Below are 17,887 nucleotides of genomic sequence, written 5' to 3'. Positions count from 1 at the left end.
AGGCGGTGGGCTGTGCTCATGGACATGGGGACATTCCTCCCGGGGGAGCTGAGCGGGACCGCGGCCCGACTCGATCGGTGCGCGAGGCGGCTCGAGACCTGCGCCGCGCAGGTGCGCGTCGCCACCGCGACGAGCTGGCAGGGCGGTGCCGCCGACCTGCACCGCGACCGGGTCGCCGGGCACGCCGACGACCTCATCGCCCTCGCGGGCCGGGTGCGCGAGAGCGCGCGGCTGGTCCGTGAGCTGCAGGTGGTCGCCGAGTCCCGGCTCGACCTGGTCGCTCAGGTCGACCTGACCGTCGGGCTGCTGCCGTGAGCGGCATCGAGGTCAGCGGGGGCGTCGCCGGGCTGTCGGTGGCGCTGATCGAGCTCGAGGAGTCCGCCGAGCGGCTGCGCGGCATCGGGACCCAGCTCGCGGAGATCGCCGTGTCGGTGGCCGGGGCCGCGACCGAGCCGGCGATGGTGCTGGCCGGGGTGCTCGCGCCGCGCGAGCTCGTGGCCGTGGAGTGCTCACTCCTCGGCTGCTCAGGAGCGACCGGGGTGACGGGCGTGGCAGCCGACGTCGTGGCCACGTCGCTGGCGACCACGGCCGCGGTGCGCAGCTACCGGGCGGGCGAGGACGCCGCGGAGGCCCTGACCGACGGCATCGCGACCGCGGCAGGTCGCTGGATCGGGCGCCGGGCCGGGCCGGTGCTCCTGGGCGCGGGGGTGGCGATCGCCCCGGTCGCCACGGTCGTGCTGTCCGTGCCCGGGGGCCGTGACGCAGCCGTCGCGGTGGGCCTCGGGCTCGGTCGAGAGGTCGACGAGATCCTCTACGACCACCCGTGGCTCGTCCCCGCAGTGGCCGACGGCCTCGACGGGCTGGTGCTCGGCCTCGGCGAGGGAGTGCCCGCCCTCGGCGTGTGGATGGCCTGGCGCAGCGGCCGGGCAGGAGCCACCTATCCACCCCGGACGCAGGAGGAGGCGCTCGCCGTCGTCCTCGCGACGACCCAGGGTGTCCTGCTCGACGAGTCGGGTGCGGACATCCGTCTGAGTGCGCACGAGCCCGAGGCCGGGGTGGCGCCCCGTGGGGTGGGCGACCTCGTGGCGGGTGACGGTCCGACCTCGGGCGGGTCGCGGGTGCGGGTGTCGGGGATCCCCCAGCCGGACGGCTCCTGGACCTGGGTGGTGGACGTGCCGGGGACGCAGACCTTCGACCCACGCGCCGGCAGCAACCCCTATGACATGACGAGCAACATCCTGCTCGCCGCGGGCCAGCGCACCCGCACCATGAGGGCCGTCGTCCAGGCGGTCGAGGACGCCCGCCGCCGCACGGGTGACACCGGGCCCCCCAGGGTGATGGTCACCGGGCACAGCCAGGGTGGGCTGACGGCGGCGGCGCTCGCGGCCGACCCCGCCTTCAGGGCCCGTCTGGGCATCACCCACGTCGTGACCTCCGCGGCTCCCGTCGCCCGTCTCGACATCCCGCCGGACGTGTCGGTCCTCAGCCTCGAGCACACGCAGGACCTCGTGCCGGCCGCCGAGGGGGCCGACAACCCTGACCGGGAGAGCTGGGTGACCGTCGAGCGGTCGGTCGTCGACGAGCTCGGGTCCGACGGCCGGGCGACGCAGGCACACGACAACGGGCTCTACGCCGACACGGCCCGCATGGTCGACGCGAGCGACGACCGCTCGATCGCTGCCTGGCGAGACGGCGCGACGGCCTATGTCGGCGGCTTCGGCGGTCCCACCGTGACGATCGACTACGACATCGAGCGTCGATGAGTCACGAGACAGGTGGCAGGATCGGGCCCGTGAACCCCTCGACGACCGGCGCGCGCGTCCTCCTCGACGAGCTCGTGCGGCTGGGGCTGCGCGAGGTGGTGCTCTGCCCCGGCTCGCGCTCGGCCCCGCTGGCCTACGCCGCCCACGACCTCGAGGTCGCTGGTCGGATCCGGCTGCACGTGCGCGTCGACGAGCGCAGCGCGGCCTTCCTGGCGCTGGGCCTGGCCAAGACCTCCCGGCGTCCCGCCGCCGTCATCACCACGAGCGGGACGGCCGTGGCCAACCTGCATCCCGCGGTGCTCGAGGCGCACCACGGCGCGGTCCCCCTCCTGCTGCTCACCGCGGACCGCCCTCCCGAGCTGCGCGGCATCGGCGCCAACCAGGCGACCGACCAAATCGGCGTCTACGGCGAGCACGTCCGCCTCGCCCTCGAGCTCGAGACCCCCGCCGACCCGTCGCGGCAGGCACCGGCGTGGCGCACGGCCGCGGCCCGGGCCGTCGCCGCGGCCACCGGAGCGCTCGGCGGGACCGGTACGGCCGGTCCGGTGCACCTCGACCTGCCCTACCGCGACCCGCTCGCCCCGAGCGGCGGCGACCTCGCGCCGAGCGGCGGCCTCCCCGACCCCCTGCTCGGTCGACCCGACGGCGCTGCGTGGGTCGCCCTGCCCGAGCCGGCCACCTGGACTGCCACCCCGGTCGCCGGGCCGGCCGCCCTCCTCGCCCACGACCCCGACACCCTCGTCGTCATCGGCGAGCTGCCGACTGCGCAGCACCGCGCCGCCGCGCTCGCCTGGGCGACGCACCACGGAGCACCCGTCATCGCCGAGCCCGGACCGGGAGGCAGCCCGCTCGTCCTGCCGCACGGCGACCGGATCCTCGCGGCCGCGCACTGGGTGGGGGAGCACCTCCCTTCGCGCGTCGTCGTCGTCGGCCGACCGACCCTGGGCCGGGCCGTCCCCGCGCTCACCCGCACGCCCGGGTTGCGGGTCGAGGTGGTCACTCCCGGCGAGCCCGGCGCCGCCGGGTGGGCCGATGCCACGCACACGGCCGCGGCGGTCCACCCCTTCGCCGCGCTCGGGGTGCAGGGGGAGGGGAAGGAAGTCACTCCCTTCGCCCGCACCTGGCTGGCCGCGGGTGAGCGGGTCGCCGCTGCGCTGGCCCCCGACGCCCGCGCCGACGCCGACCTCGACGGGCCGGTCACCGCGCGGGTCGTCCACGACGCGCTCCCCGAGGACAGCGCCCTCTTCCTCGGCAGCAGCAGCGTCGCCCGCGACATCGCGCACGGCACGGCGCACGTGCGTGACGACGTCGAGATCGTGACCAGTCGTGGTCTGGCCGGGATCGACGGATGCGTCTCCACCGCGGTCGGTCTGGCCCTGTCACGGCCCGGCCCGACGCTCGCTCTCCTGGGCGACCTGACCTTCCTCCACGACGCCAACGGCCTGCTCATCGGCCCGGACGAGCCTCGGCCCGACCTGACGATCGTCGTCGTGGACGATGACGGCGGGAGCATCTTCAGCACCCTCGAGTACGGCGTCGCCGAGCTCGAGGGGCCGATGCGGCGCCTCTTCACCACGCCGACCGGCACCGACATCGAGCTGCTCTGCGCGGCCCACGGGGTGCCCGCCACGACGGTGACGGACGCTGCCGGGCTGGCGCAGCTCGTGAGCCGCCCGAGCACCGGTATCCGGGTCATCCGGGTCCCGGTCGATCCCGGTGCCAGGCGGGCAGCCGGTCAGGCATCGCGCGACGCGGTGGTCGCGGCGCTCGCGGACTGAGGCGGAGCGCTCAGCCCCCGAGGGCGCTGCGCATCGGCATCAGCTTGGCCACCGACTCGGCGACCTCGTCCTCGGCGACCGAGCCCGCGACGATGCCGCAGCCGGCATACAGGCGCAGGGACTGCGGGCTCTCGTACCAGCCGCAGCGCAGGGCGATGCCCCACTCGCCGTCGCCCGAGGCGTCCATCCAGCCGACCGGACCGGCGTAGCGGCCCCGGTCCATCTGCTCCAGCTCGGCGATGACCGTGTCGGCGTCCATCGTCGGGGTGCCGCACACGGCGGCCGAGGGGTGCAGCGACGCGGCCAGCGCCAGCGAGGTCGACCCGTCACGCACGACGCCCGCGACATCGGTCGCCAGGTGCATGACGTTGTTGAGGTGCAGGACGAAGGGAGTCTCCGGCACGTTGATCGAGGAGGTGTGCGCCGTCAGCGCGTCGGCCACCGAGCGCACCGCGTACTCGTGCTCCTCGAGGTCCTTGCTGCTGCGGGCCAGCGACCCGGCGAGCGCCAGGTCATGGCTGTCGTCGCCCGTGCGCCGGATGGTGCCGGCCAGCACGCGCGATGTGACCAGGCCGCGCTCGAGCCGGACGAGCATCTCGGGGGTCGCCCCGACGAGGCCGTCGACGGCGAAGACCCAGGTCGTGTCGTAGTCCTCGGCCAGCCGGGTGAGGAGCCAGCGCGGGTCGATGCGGTGCCCCGCGGTCGCCTGGACGGCCCGGGCGAGGACGACCTTGTCGAGGGTGCCGGTGCTGATCCGGGCCACGGCCTCCTCGACCGCCTGCGCCCAGCCCTGCGTGCTCAGGTCGCGGTCGGCGAAGACGACCTCTCCCGGGTCACGAGGGTCGGGCTGCGCCGCGAGCGGCTCGTCGGCCGGCGGGACCGTCGAGTCGGTGGTGGTCGTCGTGACCCAGGCGAGGTCCCCGCGGCGTCCGACGACGACCTCGGGGACGACGAGCACGGACTCGGTCCCGGAGCGGCGGGAGTAGGCCATGGACCCGAAGGCGATGGGGCCGGTGCCGGGCTCGTCGACGTCGTCGCGCACGATCGCCTCGCTCGTCACGCCACGCCACCACGACTGCGCCTGCTCGAAGCGGTCGACGCCCGTCGCACGGAAGGTCGCGACACGTCCCCAGCCGACGAAGCCCTCGCCCTTGCGGACCCAGGAGACGATGTCGCCGGCGTCCTCGGGCTCGGGGAGCAGGGCGAGCAGGTCGCCGACGCGAGCGGTCGGGACGGCGACGGTGCGCACGACCAACGCCGGGTGCTGGGAGCCGAGCGGGTGGGGGACGTCGACGGGCGATGGTGAGGTCATGGCGGGCAACAGCCTACGACTGTAGGTGCGAAGATGAGCACATGAGCCGCGCCACCCTGCAGAAGGACCCCAAGGACGTCGCCGCGATGTTCGACGAGACCGCCGCGAAGTACGACCTGATGAACGACGTGATGTCGCTGGGGCAGACGAGGCTGTGGCGCCGGGCCGTGCTGCGGGCCATCGACCCCCAGCCGGGCGATCGCATCCTCGACATCGCCGCCGGTCCCGGCTCCTCCTCCATCCCGCTGCGTCGTGCCGGCGCACAGGTCGCTTCTGCCGACTTCTCCCTCGGGATGCTGCGCCAGGGGCTCAAGCAGAGCCCCGAGCTGCACTTCACCGCGGCCGACGCGACCCGGCTGCCCTTCGCCGACGAGTCCTTCGACGTGGTGACGATGTCCTTCGGCTTCCGCAACGTCGTCGAGCCCGAGGTGGCGCTGCGCGAGTTCCTGCGGGTGACCAGGCCCGGCGGCCGGCTGCTCATCTGCGAGTTCAGCCAGCCGGTCAACAAGGTCTTCCGCACCGTGTACTCCGAGTACCTCATGGCGGCCTTCCCGCCGGTGGCCCGCCGGCTCAGCTCCAACCCCGACTCCTACGTCTACCTCGCCGAGTCGATCCAGTCCTGGCCGGCGCAGGAGCCGCTCGCCCGGATGGTCGCCGGGGCCGGGTGGGCCGACGTCGAGTGGAACAACCTGACCGGTGGCGTCGTGGCGCTGCACCGAGCCAGCAAGGCGAGCTGAGGGACTCGGCAAGTTAGGTCAACCTGTGTGACCGGCGGTGTTCCCACCGAGTAGTCTTCGGGCGATCGTGAAATACTTCACAAGCAGTTGAGGAACCCTCTCGTGACCAGTTCTCTGCCTGCGGCCGACGGTGACCGCAGTGTCGACGTCATCGTCGTCGGAGCCGGACCCGGCGGCAGCGCGACCGCCGCGTGGTTGGCCAAGGCCGGCAAGGACGTCGTCCTGCTGGAGAAGTCGCGCTTCCCCCGGGACAAGATCTGCGGTGACGGCCTGACGCCGCGCGCGGTGCGACAGCTGATCAACCTCGGCATCCCCCTGTCGGAGACCGACGGGTGGGCCCACAACAAGGGCCTGCGGATCATCGGCGGCGGCATGCGGCTGCAGCTGGACTGGCCCGACGTCACCTCCTTCCCCGGCTACGGCATGGTCCGGGCCCGCCAGGACCTCGACGAGGTGCTGGCCCGCCACGCAGCCTCCTGCGGCGCCGAGCTCCTCGAGGGACGCAATGTCTCCGAGCCCATCCGTGACGAGTCCGGCCGGATCGTCGGGGTCACGGCCAAGGTCGTCGACGAGCGTGGCAAGGCCACCGGCGAGCGCGAGACCTACCGGGCGCCCGTCGTCGTCGCCGCGGACGGCGTCTCCTCCCGGCTCTCGGTCAAGATGGGCCGCGAGAAGCGCGAGGACCGGCCGATGGCCGTGGCCGTGCGCGCCTACTACGAGACCCCCCGCCACGACGACGAGTACCTCGAGAGCCACCTCGAGCTGTGGTCGACGACGCCCGAGGGCGGTCGCATCCTCATGCCCGGCTACGGCTGGCTCTTCGGGCTGGGCGACGGCCGATCCAACATCGGGCTCGGCGTGCTCAACACCTCGGAGGCCTTCGGTCGCACCGACTACAAGGACGTCATGCGTCGCTGGGTCGAGACGATGCCGGCCGAGTGGGGCATCAACGAGGGCACGATCACCGGCGAGATCACCGCCGCTGCGCTGCCGATGGCCTTCAACCGCCAGCCGCTCTACGCCGACGGGCTGATGCTCGTCGGTGACTCCGGCGGCATGGTCAACCCCTTCAACGGCGAGGGCATCGACTACGCCCTCGAGGCCGGTCACGCCGCAGCCGAGACGATCGTCCAGGCGCTCGCCCGGCCGACGGCCGCGGACCGTGAGCGCGTGCTCGTGTCCTACATCGGGCGGATGAAGGACATGCACGGCGGCTACTTCACCCTCGGGGCCCAGTTCGCCAAGCTGATCGGCAAGCCGGAGATCATGCGGCTGGCGACCAAGTACGGGCTGCCGCGGCAGACCCTGATGAAGTTCATGCTCAAGCTCATGGCCAACCTGCCGGAGGAGAAGGGCGGCGGTCTCGACGACCGTCTCGTCCAGCTCATGACCAAGGTGGCGCCCAATGCGTGAGGCGGGCGCCGGGCAGTCCCGGCTCACCCCTAGGATCGGGCATGGCGTGCATCACACACAAGAAAGCGAGGCGCAGCGATGAACCCCTACATCCCGCTGCTCATCCTCTTCGCGCTCGGCCTCGGCTTCGCGCTCGTCTCCGTCGGGACGAGCCTGGTCGTCGGTCCGGCGCGCTACAACGTGGCCAAGGCCCAGGCCTACGAGTGCGGCATCCAGCCGACCCCGCAGGCCGCTGAGGGCGGCCGCTTCCCGGTCAAGTACTACCTGACCGCGATGCTGTTCATCATCTTCGACATCGAGGCGCTCTTCCTCTACCCCTTCGCCGTCGCCTTCGACGAGCTCGGGGCCTTCACGCTCGGTGCCGTGGTGCTTTTCCTGTTCAACGCGTTCTTCATCGCTGATGCCTATGTGTGGCGTCGCGGTGGGTTCGAGTGGGACTGACGAGGACGGATCTGACATGGGTATCGAGGAAAGGCTGCCTTCGGGCATCGCGCTCACCACGGTGGAGAACCTTGCGGGCTACATGCGCAAGTCGTCGATCTGGCCGGCCACCTTCGGACTGGCCTGCTGCGCCATCGAGATGATGGCCGTCGGCACGCCGCACTACGACATCGCCCGCTTCGGCATGGAGCGCTTCGCCGCCACGCCACGCCAGGCCGACCTGATGATCGTCGCCGGCCGCGTGAGCAACAAGATGGCGCCCGTCGTGCGCCAGGTCTACGACCAGATGGCCAACCCCAAGTGGGTCATCTCGATGGGCGTGTGCGCCAGCTCCGGCGGCATGTTCAACAACTACGCGATCGTCCAGGGCGTCGACCACATCATCCCGGTCGACATCTACCTGCCGGGCTGCCCGCCACGGCCGGAGATGCTGCTCAACGCGATCATCACCCTGCACGAGCAGATCCAGAGCACGCCCCTGGGCGTCAACCGGGTCGCCGCCGCCCGCGCCGCCGAGAAGGCCGCGCTCGGCGCCACCCCGACGGAGCTGCAGCCCCCGACGCACGACCACGAGGGCCTGCTCGGAAGGAACCTCCTGGCATGACCGACGACAACAAGGACGTCGCGGCGCCCCGGCCCGAGGGTGTCCACCCGCAGGGCCCCGGCCTCGGCGGCACGGCCAACAAGGGCTTCCCCTCGACCGAGGGACTGACCGGCGGCAACCGCCCGGTCGAGTACTCCAACGTCGAAGGGGGCCCGGCCGGCGAGGTCGACCCGGACCACGCACCGGTCGTGCGCGACGAGCGCCGCGGCATGTTCGGCGTGCGCGAGGGCCAGGACACCTCCGGCTACGGCGGGCTCCAGCGCACCGTCGCCTTCCCGGGCGCCACGCCGCGGCCCTACGGCGGGTGGTACGACGAGGTCGTCGACCGCCTGGCCGAGGCCACCGGCGGCGACCTGGTCGAGCGGGTCGTCGTCCACGCCGACGAGCTGACCCTGCACGTGCACCGCGAGGACCTGCCCGTCGTCATGCGCGCGCTGCGCGACCGGGCGGACCTGCGCTTCGAGATGTGCATGTCGGTCTCCGGGGTGCACTTCCCGCAGGAGACGGGCGCCGAGCTGCACGTCGCCTACCACCTGCTGTCGATCACCCACGGTGGGCGCCGGCTGCGGGTCGAGGTCACGGCCCCTGACAGCGACCCGCACATCCCGAGCGTCGTCGCGACCTACCCGGCCGCGGACTGGCACGAGCGCGAGACGTGGGACATGTTCGGTGTCATCTTCGACGGCCACCCGTCGCTGACCCGCATCCTCATGCCCGACGACTGGGCCGGGCACCCGCAGCGCAAGGACTATCCACTGGGTGGCATCCCGGTGGAGTACAAGGGCGGCACCGTCCCGCCGCCCGACCAGCGGAGGTCGTACAACTGATGGCTCGCACGCACACGCACACGGCCGGGGTGCATTCCACCCCCGGGGCCGACGACCTCGCCGAGGGCCACGTCGTCAACGTCCAGGGCGGTGACTGGGATCAGGAGATGGGCGAGCTCGGGATGAACCCCGAGGAGCGCATCGTCCTCAACATGGGGCCGCAGCACCCCTCGACGCACGGCGTGCTCCGCCTCATCCTCGAGCTCGACGGCGAGACGGTCACCGAGGCTCGCGCGGGCATCGGGTACCTGCACACCGGCATCGAGAAGAACATGGAGTTCCGCACCTGGACGCAGGGGGTCACCTTCTGCACCCGGATGGACTACCTGACCCCGATGTTCCAGGAGACGGCCTACTGCCTGGCCATCGAGAAGGTCCTGGGCATCACCGCGGACATCCCCGAGCGGGCCAGCGCGATCCGGGTGCTCATGATGGAGCTGACCCGCGTCTCCAGCCACCTGATCTGCCTCGGCACCGGTGGCATGGAGATGGGCGCGACGACGATCATGACGATCGGCTTCCGCGAGCGCGAGCGCATCCTGTCCGTCATCGAGAACATCACCGGCCTGCGGATGAACAACGCCTACGTCCGCCCCGGCGGTGTGGCCCAGGACCTGCCGCACGGCGCGATCGACAAGATCCGCGAGATGGTCCCGCAGGTGCGCAAGGGCATCCTCGAGCTCGACAAGCTGCTCATGGAGAACCCCATCCTCAAGGGCCGCACCAAGGACGTCGGCGTCCTGTCGCTGACCGGGTGCACCGCGCTGGGCATCACCGGCCCGGTCCTGCGCTCGACCGGCCTGCCGCACGACCTGCGCAAGCTCGCGCCGTACTGCGGCTACGAGAAGTACGACTTCGACGTCATCACCCGCACCGGGGCCGACGCCTACGACCGGCTGGCGATCCGCATCGACGAGATGCGCGAGAGCCTGAAGATCATCGAGCAGGTCACCGACGAGCTGCAGCGCAACCCCGGCGAGACGATGGTCGCGGACAAGCGCATCGCCTGGCCGGCCAAGCTCGCCGTCGGCGGTGACGGCCAGGGCAACAGCCTCGACCACATCCGCGAGATCATGGGCACCTCGATGGAGTCCCTGATCCACCACTTCAAGCTCGTCACCGAAGGCTTCCGGGTCCCGCCCGGCCAGGCCTACGTGGCGATCGAGTCGCCCAAGGGCGAGCTGGGCTGCCACGTCGTCGCCGACGGCGGCACCCGCCCCTACCGGGCCCACTTCCGGGACCCGAGCTTCAACAACCTGCAGGCCGTCGCGGCCATGTGCGAAGGGGGCATGCTCGCCGACGTGATCGTCGCCGTCGCCTCCATCGACCCCGTGATGGGAGGAGTGGACCGATGACCGGACACTATGGGAGGCAGAGCGCCTCGGGGCACCTGCACGTGGCCTCGGAGAGCAAGGAGCCTTACCCCGCAGACGTGCTCGAGCAGCTGTCGCTCGATGCCGAGCAGGTCATCGCGCGCTACCCGCAGCCCCGCTCGGCGCTGCTGCCGCTGCTGCACCTCGTGCAGAGCCTGGACGGGTACATCACCGGCCGCGGCATCGACTTCTGCGCCCGCACCCTCGACCTGACGACGGCCGAGGTCTCGGGCGTCGCGACCTTCTACACCCAGTACAAGCGCCACCCCAACGGCGACTACACCGTGGGCGTGTGCACCAACACCCTGTGCGCGGTCATGGGCGGCGACCAGATCTGGGAGACCGTCAGCGAGCACCTGGGCATCGGCCACGATGAGACGACCGAGGACGGCAAGATCACCCTCGAGCGCATCGAGTGCAATGCCGCGTGCGACTACGCCCCGGTCGTGATGACCAACTGGGAGTTCTTCGACAACCAGACCCCGGACTCGACCGTGCAGCTGGTCGACGACCTGCGCTCCGGCGCCCCCGTGGCCCCGACCCGCGGCCCCAGCCGCGTGTGCACCTTCAAGCAGGTCTCGCGTGTGCTCGCCGGCTTCCCCGACGGCCTCGCCGACGAGGGCATCGGCGCCGGGCCCGCCTCCCTTCGCGGGGTGGAGCTGGCCAGACGCGAAGGGTGGACCGCTCCCGGTGACGGGTCGGACGCCACGAGCGCGGACTCCCGCGGCGAGTCCGTCGACGGCATCGCGGTCGGCGAGCAGAGCTCGGTGGACACCCCGGCCAACGCCCCGGACGAGCGGCCCGGTGGGCAGGACGCCCAGGAGCAGGCCAAGGAGGACGACAAGTGACCACGCTGACCCCGATCCTCACGAAGTTCTGGGACCACCCGCAGTCCTGGACGATGGCCACCTACGAGGACAACGAGGGCTACACCGCCCTTCGCCAGGCACTCAAGACCGACCCCGCCGACCTCATCCAGGCGACCAAGGACTCCGGCCTGCGCGGCCGCGGCGGCGCCGGCTTCCCCACCGGCATGAAGTGGGGCTTCCTGCCACCTCCGGACGGCGGCCCCCGCTATCTCGTCGTCAACGCCGACGAGTCCGAGCCGGGCACCTGCAAGGACATCCCGCTGCTCATGGCGGCGCCCCACTTCCTGATCGAGGGCGTCGCGATCACCTCCTTCGCGATCGGCTGCAACCACGCCTTCATCTACCTGCGCGGTGAGGTCGTCCACGTCTACCGCCGGCTCATGCGCGCGGTCGAGGAGGCCTACGCGGCCGGCTACCTCGGCAAGGACATCCTCGGGACCGGCTTCGACCTGGACGTGACCGTCCACGCCGGTGCCGGTGCCTACATCTGCGGCGAGGAGACGGCTCTGCTGGACTCCCTCGAAGGGCGCCGTGGCCAGCCTCGTCTCAAGCCCCCCTTCCCCGCGGTGGCCGGTCTCTACGCCCGCCCGACGGTCGTCAACAATGTCGAGTCCATCGCCTCGGTCCCGGCGATCATCAAGCAGGGCGCCGAGTGGTTCTCCGACATGGGGACGGAGAAGTCGCAGGGCTTCGGGATCTTTTCCCTGTCCGGGCACGTCAAGAACCCGGGCCAGTACGAGGCGCCGCTCGGCATCACGCTGCGCGAGCTGCTCGACATGGCCGGTGGCATGCGCGACCCGGGTCACCCGCTGAAGTTCTGGACCCCGGGTGGCTCGTCGACGCCGATCTTCACCGACGAGCACCTCGACGTGCCCCTGGACTTCGAGTCCGTCGCGGCCAACGGCTCGATGCTCGGTACGCGTGCGCTGCAGATCTTCGACGACACCGTCTCGGTCGTGCGCGCCGTGAGCCGCTGGACCGACTTCTACATGCACGAGTCCTGCGGCAAGTGCACCCCGTGCCGCGAGGGCACGTGGTGGCTCGCCCAGATCCTGCAGCGGATCGAGCGCGGCCAGGGCACCCCCGAGGACATCGACAAGCTCGTCGACATCTGCGACAACATCCTCGGACGGGCCTTCTGCGCCCTCGGTGACGGCGCCACCAGCCCGATCACCTCTGCCGTGAAGTACTTCCGTGAGGAGTTCGAGGCCGGGTGCCACACCCCGGCCGCGGAGCTCTTCCCGCCCGCCGCCTCGACGCTCTTCGCCAAGGAGCAGAACACGATGGTGACCGCATGAGCGTCACGAGCGACAAGAACCCGACGTCCGACGAGGTCAAGCCCGACCTCATCGGCGTGACCATCGACGGCATCGCCGTCTCGGTCCCCAAGAACACCTTGGTCATCCGGGCCGCGGAGGAGGCGGGGATCGAGATCCCGCGCTTCTGCGACCACCCGCTCCTGGAGCCGGTCGGCGCCTGCCGCCAGTGCCTCGTCGAGGTGGCGACGCCCGACCGCGAGGGCAATGTCAAGCCGATGCCCAAGCCGCAGGCGAGCTGCACCATGACGGTCAGTGAGGGCATGCAGGTGCGCACGCAGCACTCCTCGCCGGTCGCCGACAAGGCGCAGCAGGGCATCATGGAGATGCTCCTCATCAACCACCCGCTCGACTGTCCGGTCTGCGACAAGGGCGGGGAGTGCCCCCTGCAGAACCAGTCGATGAGCAACGGCCGGGCCACCTCGCGCTTCGAGGACGTCAAGCGCACCTACCCCAAGCCGATCAACATCTCCTCCCAGGTGCTCCTCGACCGTGACCGGTGCGTGCTGTGCGCGCGCTGCACCCGCTTCTCCGACCAGATCGCCGGCGACCCCTTCATCGCGCTCGTCGAGCGAGGTGCCCTCCAGCAGGTCGGCATCTACGAGGACCAGCCCTTCGAGTCCTACTTCTCGGGCAACACGGTCCAGATCTGCCCCGTGGGCGCGCTCACGGGGGCGGCCTACCGCTTCCGGTCGCGTCCCTTCGACCTCGTCTCCACCTCCGACGTCTGCGAGCACTGCGCCGACGGCTGCTCGATCCGCACCGACCACCGCCGCGGCACGGTCCTGCGACGGATGGCGGGCAATGACCCCCAGGTCAACGAGGAGTGGAACTGCGACAAGGGCCGCTGGGCCTTCAACTCCGCCAGCCTCGGGGACCGCTTCGAGTTCCCGATGGTGCGTGACGCCAGCGGTGAGCTGCGCGTCGTCTCCTGGCAGGAGGCTCTCGTCGCTGCCGCGGAGGGGCTGCGCGCTGCGCAGGGCCACGGAGTGCTCGTCGGCGGCCGGGTGAGCGTCGAGGACGCCCACGCCTATGCGGCCTTCGCCCGCTCGGTGCTGCACACCGACAACATCGACCACCGCGCCAGGCCGCTCTCCGCCGACGAGCGTGACTTCCTGCTGCGGCATGTCGCGGGGACCACGCCGGAGACCGGTGTGACCTTCGAGGAGGTCGGGCGGGCCAGCTCGGTCCTGCTCGTCGGCCTGGAGCCCGAGGAGGAGAGCCCGATCCTCTTCCTGCGCCTGCGCAAGGCCTACCGCGAGGCCAAGACCGCGGTCCACTCCATCGCTCCGCTGGCCACCCGCGGCCTCGACAAGCTCGGTGGCACCCTCATCCCCTCCGCACCGGGCACCGAGACCGAGGTGCTCACGGCGCTGACCGGCGAGGTCGGTCCCGGCGCGGACACCGACCCGCTCATCGCTGCCCACGCCGCGCTGCGCGGCGAGCGGCCGATCATCCTCGTCGGCGAGCGACTGGCCACCGTGCCCGGTGCCCTGCCCGCCGCTGCCGAGCTCGCCCGGACGACCGGTGCACGCCTGGCCTGGATCCCACGTCGTGCGGGGGAGCGCGGCGCCGTCGAGGCCGGCTGCCTGCCGGGCGAGGGTGGTCTCGACACCGCCGGCATCGTCGCCGGCGCGGCCTCCGGCCAGCTCGGTGCGCTCGTCGTCGGTGGCGTCGACGTCCGCGACCTCGGACTCCCCGGAGCGAGCGAGGCCTTCGAGCGCTCCTTCGTCGTCTCCCTCGAGATCCGGCCCAGCAGCGTCACCGAGCACGCCGACGTCGTGCTCCCGGTCGCCCCGCACGCCGAGCGCGCGGGTGCCTTCGTCAACTGGGAGGGTCGCGTGCGGCCCTTCGAGGCGGCCCTGTCGACCAGCGCGCTGCCCGACCACCGCGTGCTGCACATGCTCGCCGACGAGATGGGCGAGTTCCTCGGGACCCGCACCACCGCCGAGGCCCGCGCCTCGCTGGAGACCACACCCGCCCCGGCAGCCAAGGGCTACCCGCCGCGGGTGCGACGCGCCCCGGTGCCCGAGCCCGGTGCCGGTGAGCTGGTCCTGGCCACCTGGCGCCTCATGCTCGACGAGGGGTCGATGCAGGAGGGCGAGCCCTTCCTCGCGGGGACGGCCAAGGCGCCGCGCGCGATCGTCTCCCCGGCGACCGCGCAGGCCTTCGGCCTTGCGGTGGGTGACCTCGTCACCATCCGGGCCGACGACGTGCGGGTGACCGTGCCGGTCCTGGTCCAGGACATGGTCGACCACGTCGTGTGGTTGCCGACCAACTCGAGCAGCTGCGACCTGCGCAGTCTCTCCGGCCGAGCCGGAGCCATCGTCTCCGTCACGAAGGGTGGTGCGGCATGACCGGTCTCTCACTCCTGATCGCCGCTGCGGACAAGCCGGTGGCCGCGGACTTCAGCGACACCCCGCTGTGGCTCTCGCTGGTCAAGGCGCTCTTCCTCTTCGTCTACCTGCTCGTGTCCGTGCTGCTCGTCATCTGGTTCGAGCGTCGCGTCATCGGCCGGATGCAGCAGCGCCCCGGGCCCAACCGCACCGGCCCCTTCGGCCTGCTGCAGACCCTCGCCGACGGCATGAAGTCGATGCTCAAGGAGGACGTGCGGCCCAAGGCGGCCGACGCGCTGATCTTCACGATCGCGCCGGTCATCTTCGCCTCGATGGCCTTCGTCGCCTTCTCGATCATGCCGCTCGGCGGGATGGTCTGGATGTTTGGTCACCACACGCCGCTGCAGCTGACCGACCTGCCGGTCGCCGCCCTTCTCGTCCTCGCGGTCGCCGGTGTCGCCGCCTACGGCATCGTCCTCGGCGGCTGGTCGGCTGGCTCCACCTACCCGCTGCTCGGTGGGCTGCGCGCCACCGCCCAGCTGATCTCCTACGAGATCGCGATGGGCCTGGCCCTGGTCGCGGTCTTCATGTACTCGGGATCGATGAGCACCAGCGAGATCGTCGCCGCCCAGGCCGACCTCTGGTACATCATCCCGGCCTGCGTCTCCTTCGTCATCTACGTCATCACGATGGTCGGCGAGACCAACCGACTGCCCTTCGACCTCGCCGAGGGCGAGGGCGAGATCGTCGGTGGCTACTTCACCGAGTACTCGGGCATGCGCTTCGCGATGTTCTTCCTCGGTGAGTACATCAACATGTTCACCGTCTCGGCCTTGGCCACGACGCTCTTCCTCGGCGGCTGGCAGGCACCTCCCGGCATCGCGGCGATCGGCGACGGCATGCTCAACACCGGCTGGTGGGGCCTGCTGTGGTTCTCGGTGAAGCTGTGGATGTTCATGTACTTCTTCGTCTGGCTGCGCGGCACCCTGCCCCGTACCCGCTACGACCAGTTCATGCGCTTCGGCTGGAAGTTCCTCATGCCCGTCACCGTCGCGTGGGTCATAGCGGTGGCCTTCATCCGCGGCGCCGACGCCGGGTTCTTCGGCGACGGGACCGTGGGCATCCTCGGTCTGAGCTTCCCCGTCTCCTCGCTGATCATCGTCGCGGTCCTGGCCGTGATCGTCCTGGGCTCCACGTGGATCTGGGAGAGCAAGGTCGAGGCCAGGGCCCAGGCCCAGGAGGAGGAGTCCGTCGTGCCCGACGAGATCGACCCGTGGGCCGAGGGCTATCCCGTCCCGCCCATGCCCGGCCAGCGTCTCGTCGAGAGCCGCGGCGCCACCGCGATCGACACCAAGCCCGCGACCACCGGGGCGGCAACGCCGGCCCGTCAGGAGGAGCAGCACCGTGGCTGACGATTCCCAGGGAGGGTTCTTCTCGGACCTCTTCGCCCCCGTAGCCGGGTTCGGCGTGACCTTCGCGACGATGTTCCGCAAGGTCGCCACCCAGGAGTACCCCGAAGTCAAGTGGCCGACCCAGCCACGCTTCCACGGCCGGCACCAGCTCAACCGTCACCCCGACGGGCTGGAGAAGTGCATCGGCTGCGAGCTGTGCGCGTGGGCCTGCCCGGCCGACGCGATCCTCGTGCAGGGCGGTGACAACGACGACGAGCGCGGCCTGCGCTTCAGCCCCGGTGAGCGGTACGGGCACATCTACCAGATCAACTACCTGCGCTGCATCTTCTGCGGGCTGTGCATCGAGGCCTGCCCGACGCGGGCGCTGACGATGACCAACGAGTACGAGCTGGCCGACAACAACCGCGCCGACCTGATCTTCACCAAGGAGCAGCTGCTCGCCCCGATGCAGGAGGGGATGCTCCCGGCGCCCCACCCGATGGTCGAGGGCATGCAGGAGCGCGACTACTACCAGGGCAAGGTCGCCGCGGCCACCGACGCCCAGCGCGAGTGGGTCGACCAGCACGCAGCGGCCACGAGCGACGGCGCCTCGGCCGGCTCGGCGGCGGGCACCACAGCGGACACCACGGAGGAGGTCCGATGACCGGCACCGGAGAAGCCGTCGTCTTCTGGGTCCTGAGCATCATCGCCGTCCCCGGCGCGCTGGCCCTGCTCTTCGCCCGCAAGGCGGTGCACGCGGCCATCGGCATGGTGCTGACGATGATCACCGTCGGGGTCTTCTACCTCCTGCAGGAGGCGGACTTCCTCGGTGTCGTGCACATCTTCGTCTACACCGGCGCCGTGATGATGCTCTTCCTCTTCGTCGTCATGCTCGTCGGTGTCGACCACTCATCCTCGCTCGTCGAGCCGCTCAAGGGCCAGCGGTGGCTCACCGCGCTGCTCTCCCTCGCCGTGATCGCCCTGCTCTTCGGTGCCGTCGGCCAGGTGACCTACACCGGTGACCCGTCGCTGGCGGACGTCAACGCCGACCCCGGCAACGTCGAGGCGATCGCCTACCTCGTCTTCGGCAAGTACGTCTGGCTCTTCGAGGTCACGGCCGCCCTGCTGACGGTCGCGGCACTCGGCGCCATGGTCTTCGCCCACCGCGAGCGGATCATCGCCAAGCCGACGCAGAAGGAGTGGATGGCCAAGCGCTTCCGCGAGGGCAAGAACCTCGCCGGCCTGCCCGTCCCGGGTGTCTACGCCCGCCACAACGCGGTCGACACCCCGGCGCTGCTGCCCGACGGCAGCATCTCCGAGCTCTCCCTCAACCGAGTCCTCGTGGCGCGTGACCAGGTCACCACCCCGACCCGGTACACGCAGCTCGAGGACGCCGAGACCACGACCGAAGGGGGCCTGGAGCGATGAGCCCGATGAACTACATCTACCTCGCGATCATCCTCTTCACGATCGGCAGCGCCACCGTCCTGCTGCGCCGCAACGCGATCATCGTCTTCATGGGGGTGGAGCTCATGCTCAACGCTGCCTCGCTCGCCTTCGTGACCTTCGCCCGAATGCACGGATCGATCGAGGGGCAGGTGATCGCCATGTTCGTCATGGTGGTCGCCGCCGCCGAGGTCGTCGTCGGACTGGCCATCATCATGGCCGTCTTCCGCGCCCGCCGCTCGGCCTCGGTCGACGACGCCAACCTCCTGAAGCTGTAAGGA

The 17,887-nt window shown here is 71.1% G+C and carries 17 protein-coding genes; 16 read left to right on the top strand and 1 reads right to left on the bottom strand.

All coding sequences use genetic code 11. The features are described 5' to 3' along the window. The first annotated feature begins 18 nt into the window (after positions 1-18). Genes EXU32_RS17205 through menD form a run of 3 tightly spaced genes read left to right on the top strand, consistent with a single transcriptional unit; the run spans position 19 to position 3,541 of the window. A complete protein-coding gene (locus tag EXU32_RS17205; protein ID WP_165399667.1) occupies positions 19-315 on the top strand; it encodes a hypothetical protein in 297 nt (98 codons plus the stop codon). Further along, positions 312-1,763: a hypothetical protein gene (locus EXU32_RS12670; protein ID WP_130630230.1), complete on the top strand. Its 1,452-nt coding sequence runs from the start codon at positions 312-314 to the stop codon at positions 1,761-1,763. The genes EXU32_RS17205 and EXU32_RS12670 overlap by 4 nt, the downstream gene beginning before the upstream one ends. Positions 1,764-1,792: 29 nt before the next feature. Then, on the top strand, positions 1,793-3,541 hold the full coding sequence (menD, locus tag EXU32_RS12665; RefSeq protein ID WP_242612784.1) for a 2-succinyl-5-enolpyruvyl-6-hydroxy-3-cyclohexene-1-carboxylic-acid synthase: 1,749 nt from the start codon (positions 1,793-1,795) through the stop codon (positions 3,539-3,541). Positions 3,542-3,551: 10 nt separating this feature from the next. On the opposite strand, the gene EXU32_RS12660 is transcribed toward menD, so the two are convergent. Next, positions 3,552-4,853 (bottom strand): isochorismate synthase, encoded by a 1,302-nt coding sequence (locus tag EXU32_RS12660; protein WP_130630228.1) that lies wholly within the window; start codon positions 4,851-4,853, stop codon positions 3,552-3,554. 41 nt (positions 4,854-4,894) lie between these two features. Here EXU32_RS12660 and EXU32_RS12655 point away from each other — a divergent pair, with 41 nt between their 5' ends. The 13 genes from EXU32_RS12655 (at position 4,895) to nuoK (ending at position 17,884) form a co-directional block, all read left to right on the top strand. After that, on the top strand, positions 4,895-5,590 hold the full coding sequence (locus tag EXU32_RS12655; RefSeq protein WP_130630227.1) for a demethylmenaquinone methyltransferase: 696 nt from the start codon (positions 4,895-4,897) through the stop codon (positions 5,588-5,590). Positions 5,591-5,692: 102 nt separating this feature from the next. Then, on the top strand, positions 5,693-7,003 hold the full coding sequence (locus tag EXU32_RS12650; RefSeq protein WP_130630226.1) for a geranylgeranyl reductase family protein: 1,311 nt from the start codon (positions 5,693-5,695) through the stop codon (positions 7,001-7,003). Positions 7,004-7,081: 78 nt separating this feature from the next. Further along, complete coding sequence (locus EXU32_RS12645) at positions 7,082-7,444, top strand: NADH-quinone oxidoreductase subunit A (RefSeq protein WP_130630225.1); 363 nt, start codon at positions 7,082-7,084, stop codon at positions 7,442-7,444. A gap of 16 nt (positions 7,445-7,460) precedes the next feature. After that, positions 7,461-8,048 (top strand): NuoB/complex I 20 kDa subunit family protein, encoded by a 588-nt coding sequence (locus EXU32_RS12640; protein WP_130630224.1) that lies wholly within the window; start codon positions 7,461-7,463, stop codon positions 8,046-8,048. Then, positions 8,045-8,875 carry an NADH-quinone oxidoreductase subunit C gene (locus EXU32_RS12635; protein WP_130630223.1) on the top strand — a complete coding sequence of 277 codons (831 nt, stop codon included), beginning with the start codon at positions 8,045-8,047 and terminating at the stop codon, positions 8,873-8,875. The genes EXU32_RS12640 and EXU32_RS12635 overlap by 4 nt, the downstream gene beginning before the upstream one ends. Further along, complete coding sequence (locus EXU32_RS12630) at positions 8,875-10,230, top strand: NADH-quinone oxidoreductase subunit D (protein WP_207233793.1); 1,356 nt, start codon at positions 8,875-8,877, stop codon at positions 10,228-10,230. The genes EXU32_RS12635 and EXU32_RS12630 overlap by 1 nt, the downstream gene beginning before the upstream one ends. Continuing rightward, on the top strand, positions 10,227-11,096 hold the full coding sequence (gene nuoE, locus EXU32_RS12625; RefSeq protein ID WP_130630222.1) for an NADH-quinone oxidoreductase subunit NuoE: 870 nt from the start codon (positions 10,227-10,229) through the stop codon (positions 11,094-11,096). Before EXU32_RS12630 ends, nuoE begins: the two co-directional genes overlap by 4 nt. A gap of 53 nt (positions 11,097-11,149) precedes the next feature. After that, the gene (gene nuoF, locus EXU32_RS12620) at positions 11,150-12,415 is read left to right on the top strand and encodes an NADH-quinone oxidoreductase subunit NuoF (RefSeq protein ID WP_242612986.1); all 1,266 of its coding nucleotides are present in this window, start codon (positions 11,150-11,152) and stop codon (positions 12,413-12,415) included. Further along, positions 12,412-14,790 (top strand): NADH-quinone oxidoreductase subunit G, encoded by a 2,379-nt coding sequence (locus EXU32_RS12615; RefSeq protein WP_130630220.1) that lies wholly within the window; start codon positions 12,412-12,414, stop codon positions 14,788-14,790. The genes nuoF and EXU32_RS12615 overlap by 4 nt, the downstream gene beginning before the upstream one ends. Beyond that, positions 14,787-16,181 carry an NADH-quinone oxidoreductase subunit NuoH gene (nuoH, locus tag EXU32_RS12610; RefSeq protein ID WP_130630219.1) on the top strand — a complete coding sequence of 465 codons (1,395 nt, stop codon included), beginning with the start codon at positions 14,787-14,789 and terminating at the stop codon, positions 16,179-16,181. The genes EXU32_RS12615 and nuoH overlap by 4 nt, the downstream gene beginning before the upstream one ends. Next, on the top strand, positions 16,174-16,824 hold the full coding sequence (nuoI, locus tag EXU32_RS12605; protein WP_130630218.1) for an NADH-quinone oxidoreductase subunit NuoI: 651 nt from the start codon (positions 16,174-16,176) through the stop codon (positions 16,822-16,824). Before nuoH ends, nuoI begins: the two co-directional genes overlap by 8 nt. Continuing rightward, positions 16,821-17,588: an NADH-quinone oxidoreductase subunit J gene (locus tag EXU32_RS12600; protein WP_130630217.1), complete on the top strand. Its 768-nt coding sequence runs from the start codon at positions 16,821-16,823 to the stop codon at positions 17,586-17,588. The genes nuoI and EXU32_RS12600 overlap by 4 nt, the downstream gene beginning before the upstream one ends. Next, on the top strand, positions 17,585-17,884 hold the full coding sequence (gene nuoK / locus EXU32_RS12595) for an NADH-quinone oxidoreductase subunit NuoK (protein ID WP_130630216.1): 300 nt from the start codon (positions 17,585-17,587) through the stop codon (positions 17,882-17,884). The genes EXU32_RS12600 and nuoK overlap by 4 nt, the downstream gene beginning before the upstream one ends. The last annotated feature ends 3 nt before the right edge of the window (positions 17,885-17,887 follow it).

Source organism: Janibacter limosus (assembly GCF_004295485.1).
In the GTDB taxonomy this organism is placed as follows: domain Bacteria; phylum Actinomycetota; class Actinomycetes; order Actinomycetales; family Dermatophilaceae; genus Janibacter; species Janibacter limosus_A.
Note: the sequence above shows the minus strand (reverse complement) of the source record. Positions and strands in the feature narration are given on the sequence as shown.

Bases quoted from the DNA above. Each gene is read 5' to 3' on its own strand.
- EXU32_RS17205 (WP_165399667.1), top strand. From the start codon at position 19: ATGGACATGGGGACATTCCTCCCGGGGGAGCTGAGCGGGACCGCGGCC.
- EXU32_RS12660 (WP_130630228.1), bottom strand. From the start codon at position 4,853: ATGACCTCACCATCGCCCGTCGACGTCCCCCACCCGCTCGGCTCCCAG.
- EXU32_RS12655 (WP_130630227.1), top strand. From the start codon at position 4,895: ATGAGCCGCGCCACCCTGCAGAAGGACCCCAAGGACGTCGCCGCGATG.
- EXU32_RS12645 (WP_130630225.1), top strand. From the start codon at position 7,082: ATGAACCCCTACATCCCGCTGCTCATCCTCTTCGCGCTCGGCCTCGGC.
- EXU32_RS12640 (WP_130630224.1), top strand. From the start codon at position 7,461: ATGGGTATCGAGGAAAGGCTGCCTTCGGGCATCGCGCTCACCACGGTG.
- EXU32_RS12635 (WP_130630223.1), top strand. From the start codon at position 8,045: ATGACCGACGACAACAAGGACGTCGCGGCGCCCCGGCCCGAGGGTGTC.
- EXU32_RS12630 (WP_207233793.1), top strand. From the start codon at position 8,875: ATGGCTCGCACGCACACGCACACGGCCGGGGTGCATTCCACCCCCGGG.
- nuoE (WP_130630222.1), top strand. From the start codon at position 10,227: ATGACCGGACACTATGGGAGGCAGAGCGCCTCGGGGCACCTGCACGTG.
- nuoF (WP_242612986.1), top strand. From the start codon at position 11,150: ATGGCCACCTACGAGGACAACGAGGGCTACACCGCCCTTCGCCAGGCA.
- EXU32_RS12615 (WP_130630220.1), top strand. From the start codon at position 12,412: ATGAGCGTCACGAGCGACAAGAACCCGACGTCCGACGAGGTCAAGCCC.
- nuoH (WP_130630219.1), top strand. From the start codon at position 14,787: ATGACCGGTCTCTCACTCCTGATCGCCGCTGCGGACAAGCCGGTGGCC.
- EXU32_RS12600 (WP_130630217.1), top strand. From the start codon at position 16,821: ATGACCGGCACCGGAGAAGCCGTCGTCTTCTGGGTCCTGAGCATCATC.
- nuoK (WP_130630216.1), top strand. From the start codon at position 17,585: ATGAGCCCGATGAACTACATCTACCTCGCGATCATCCTCTTCACGATC.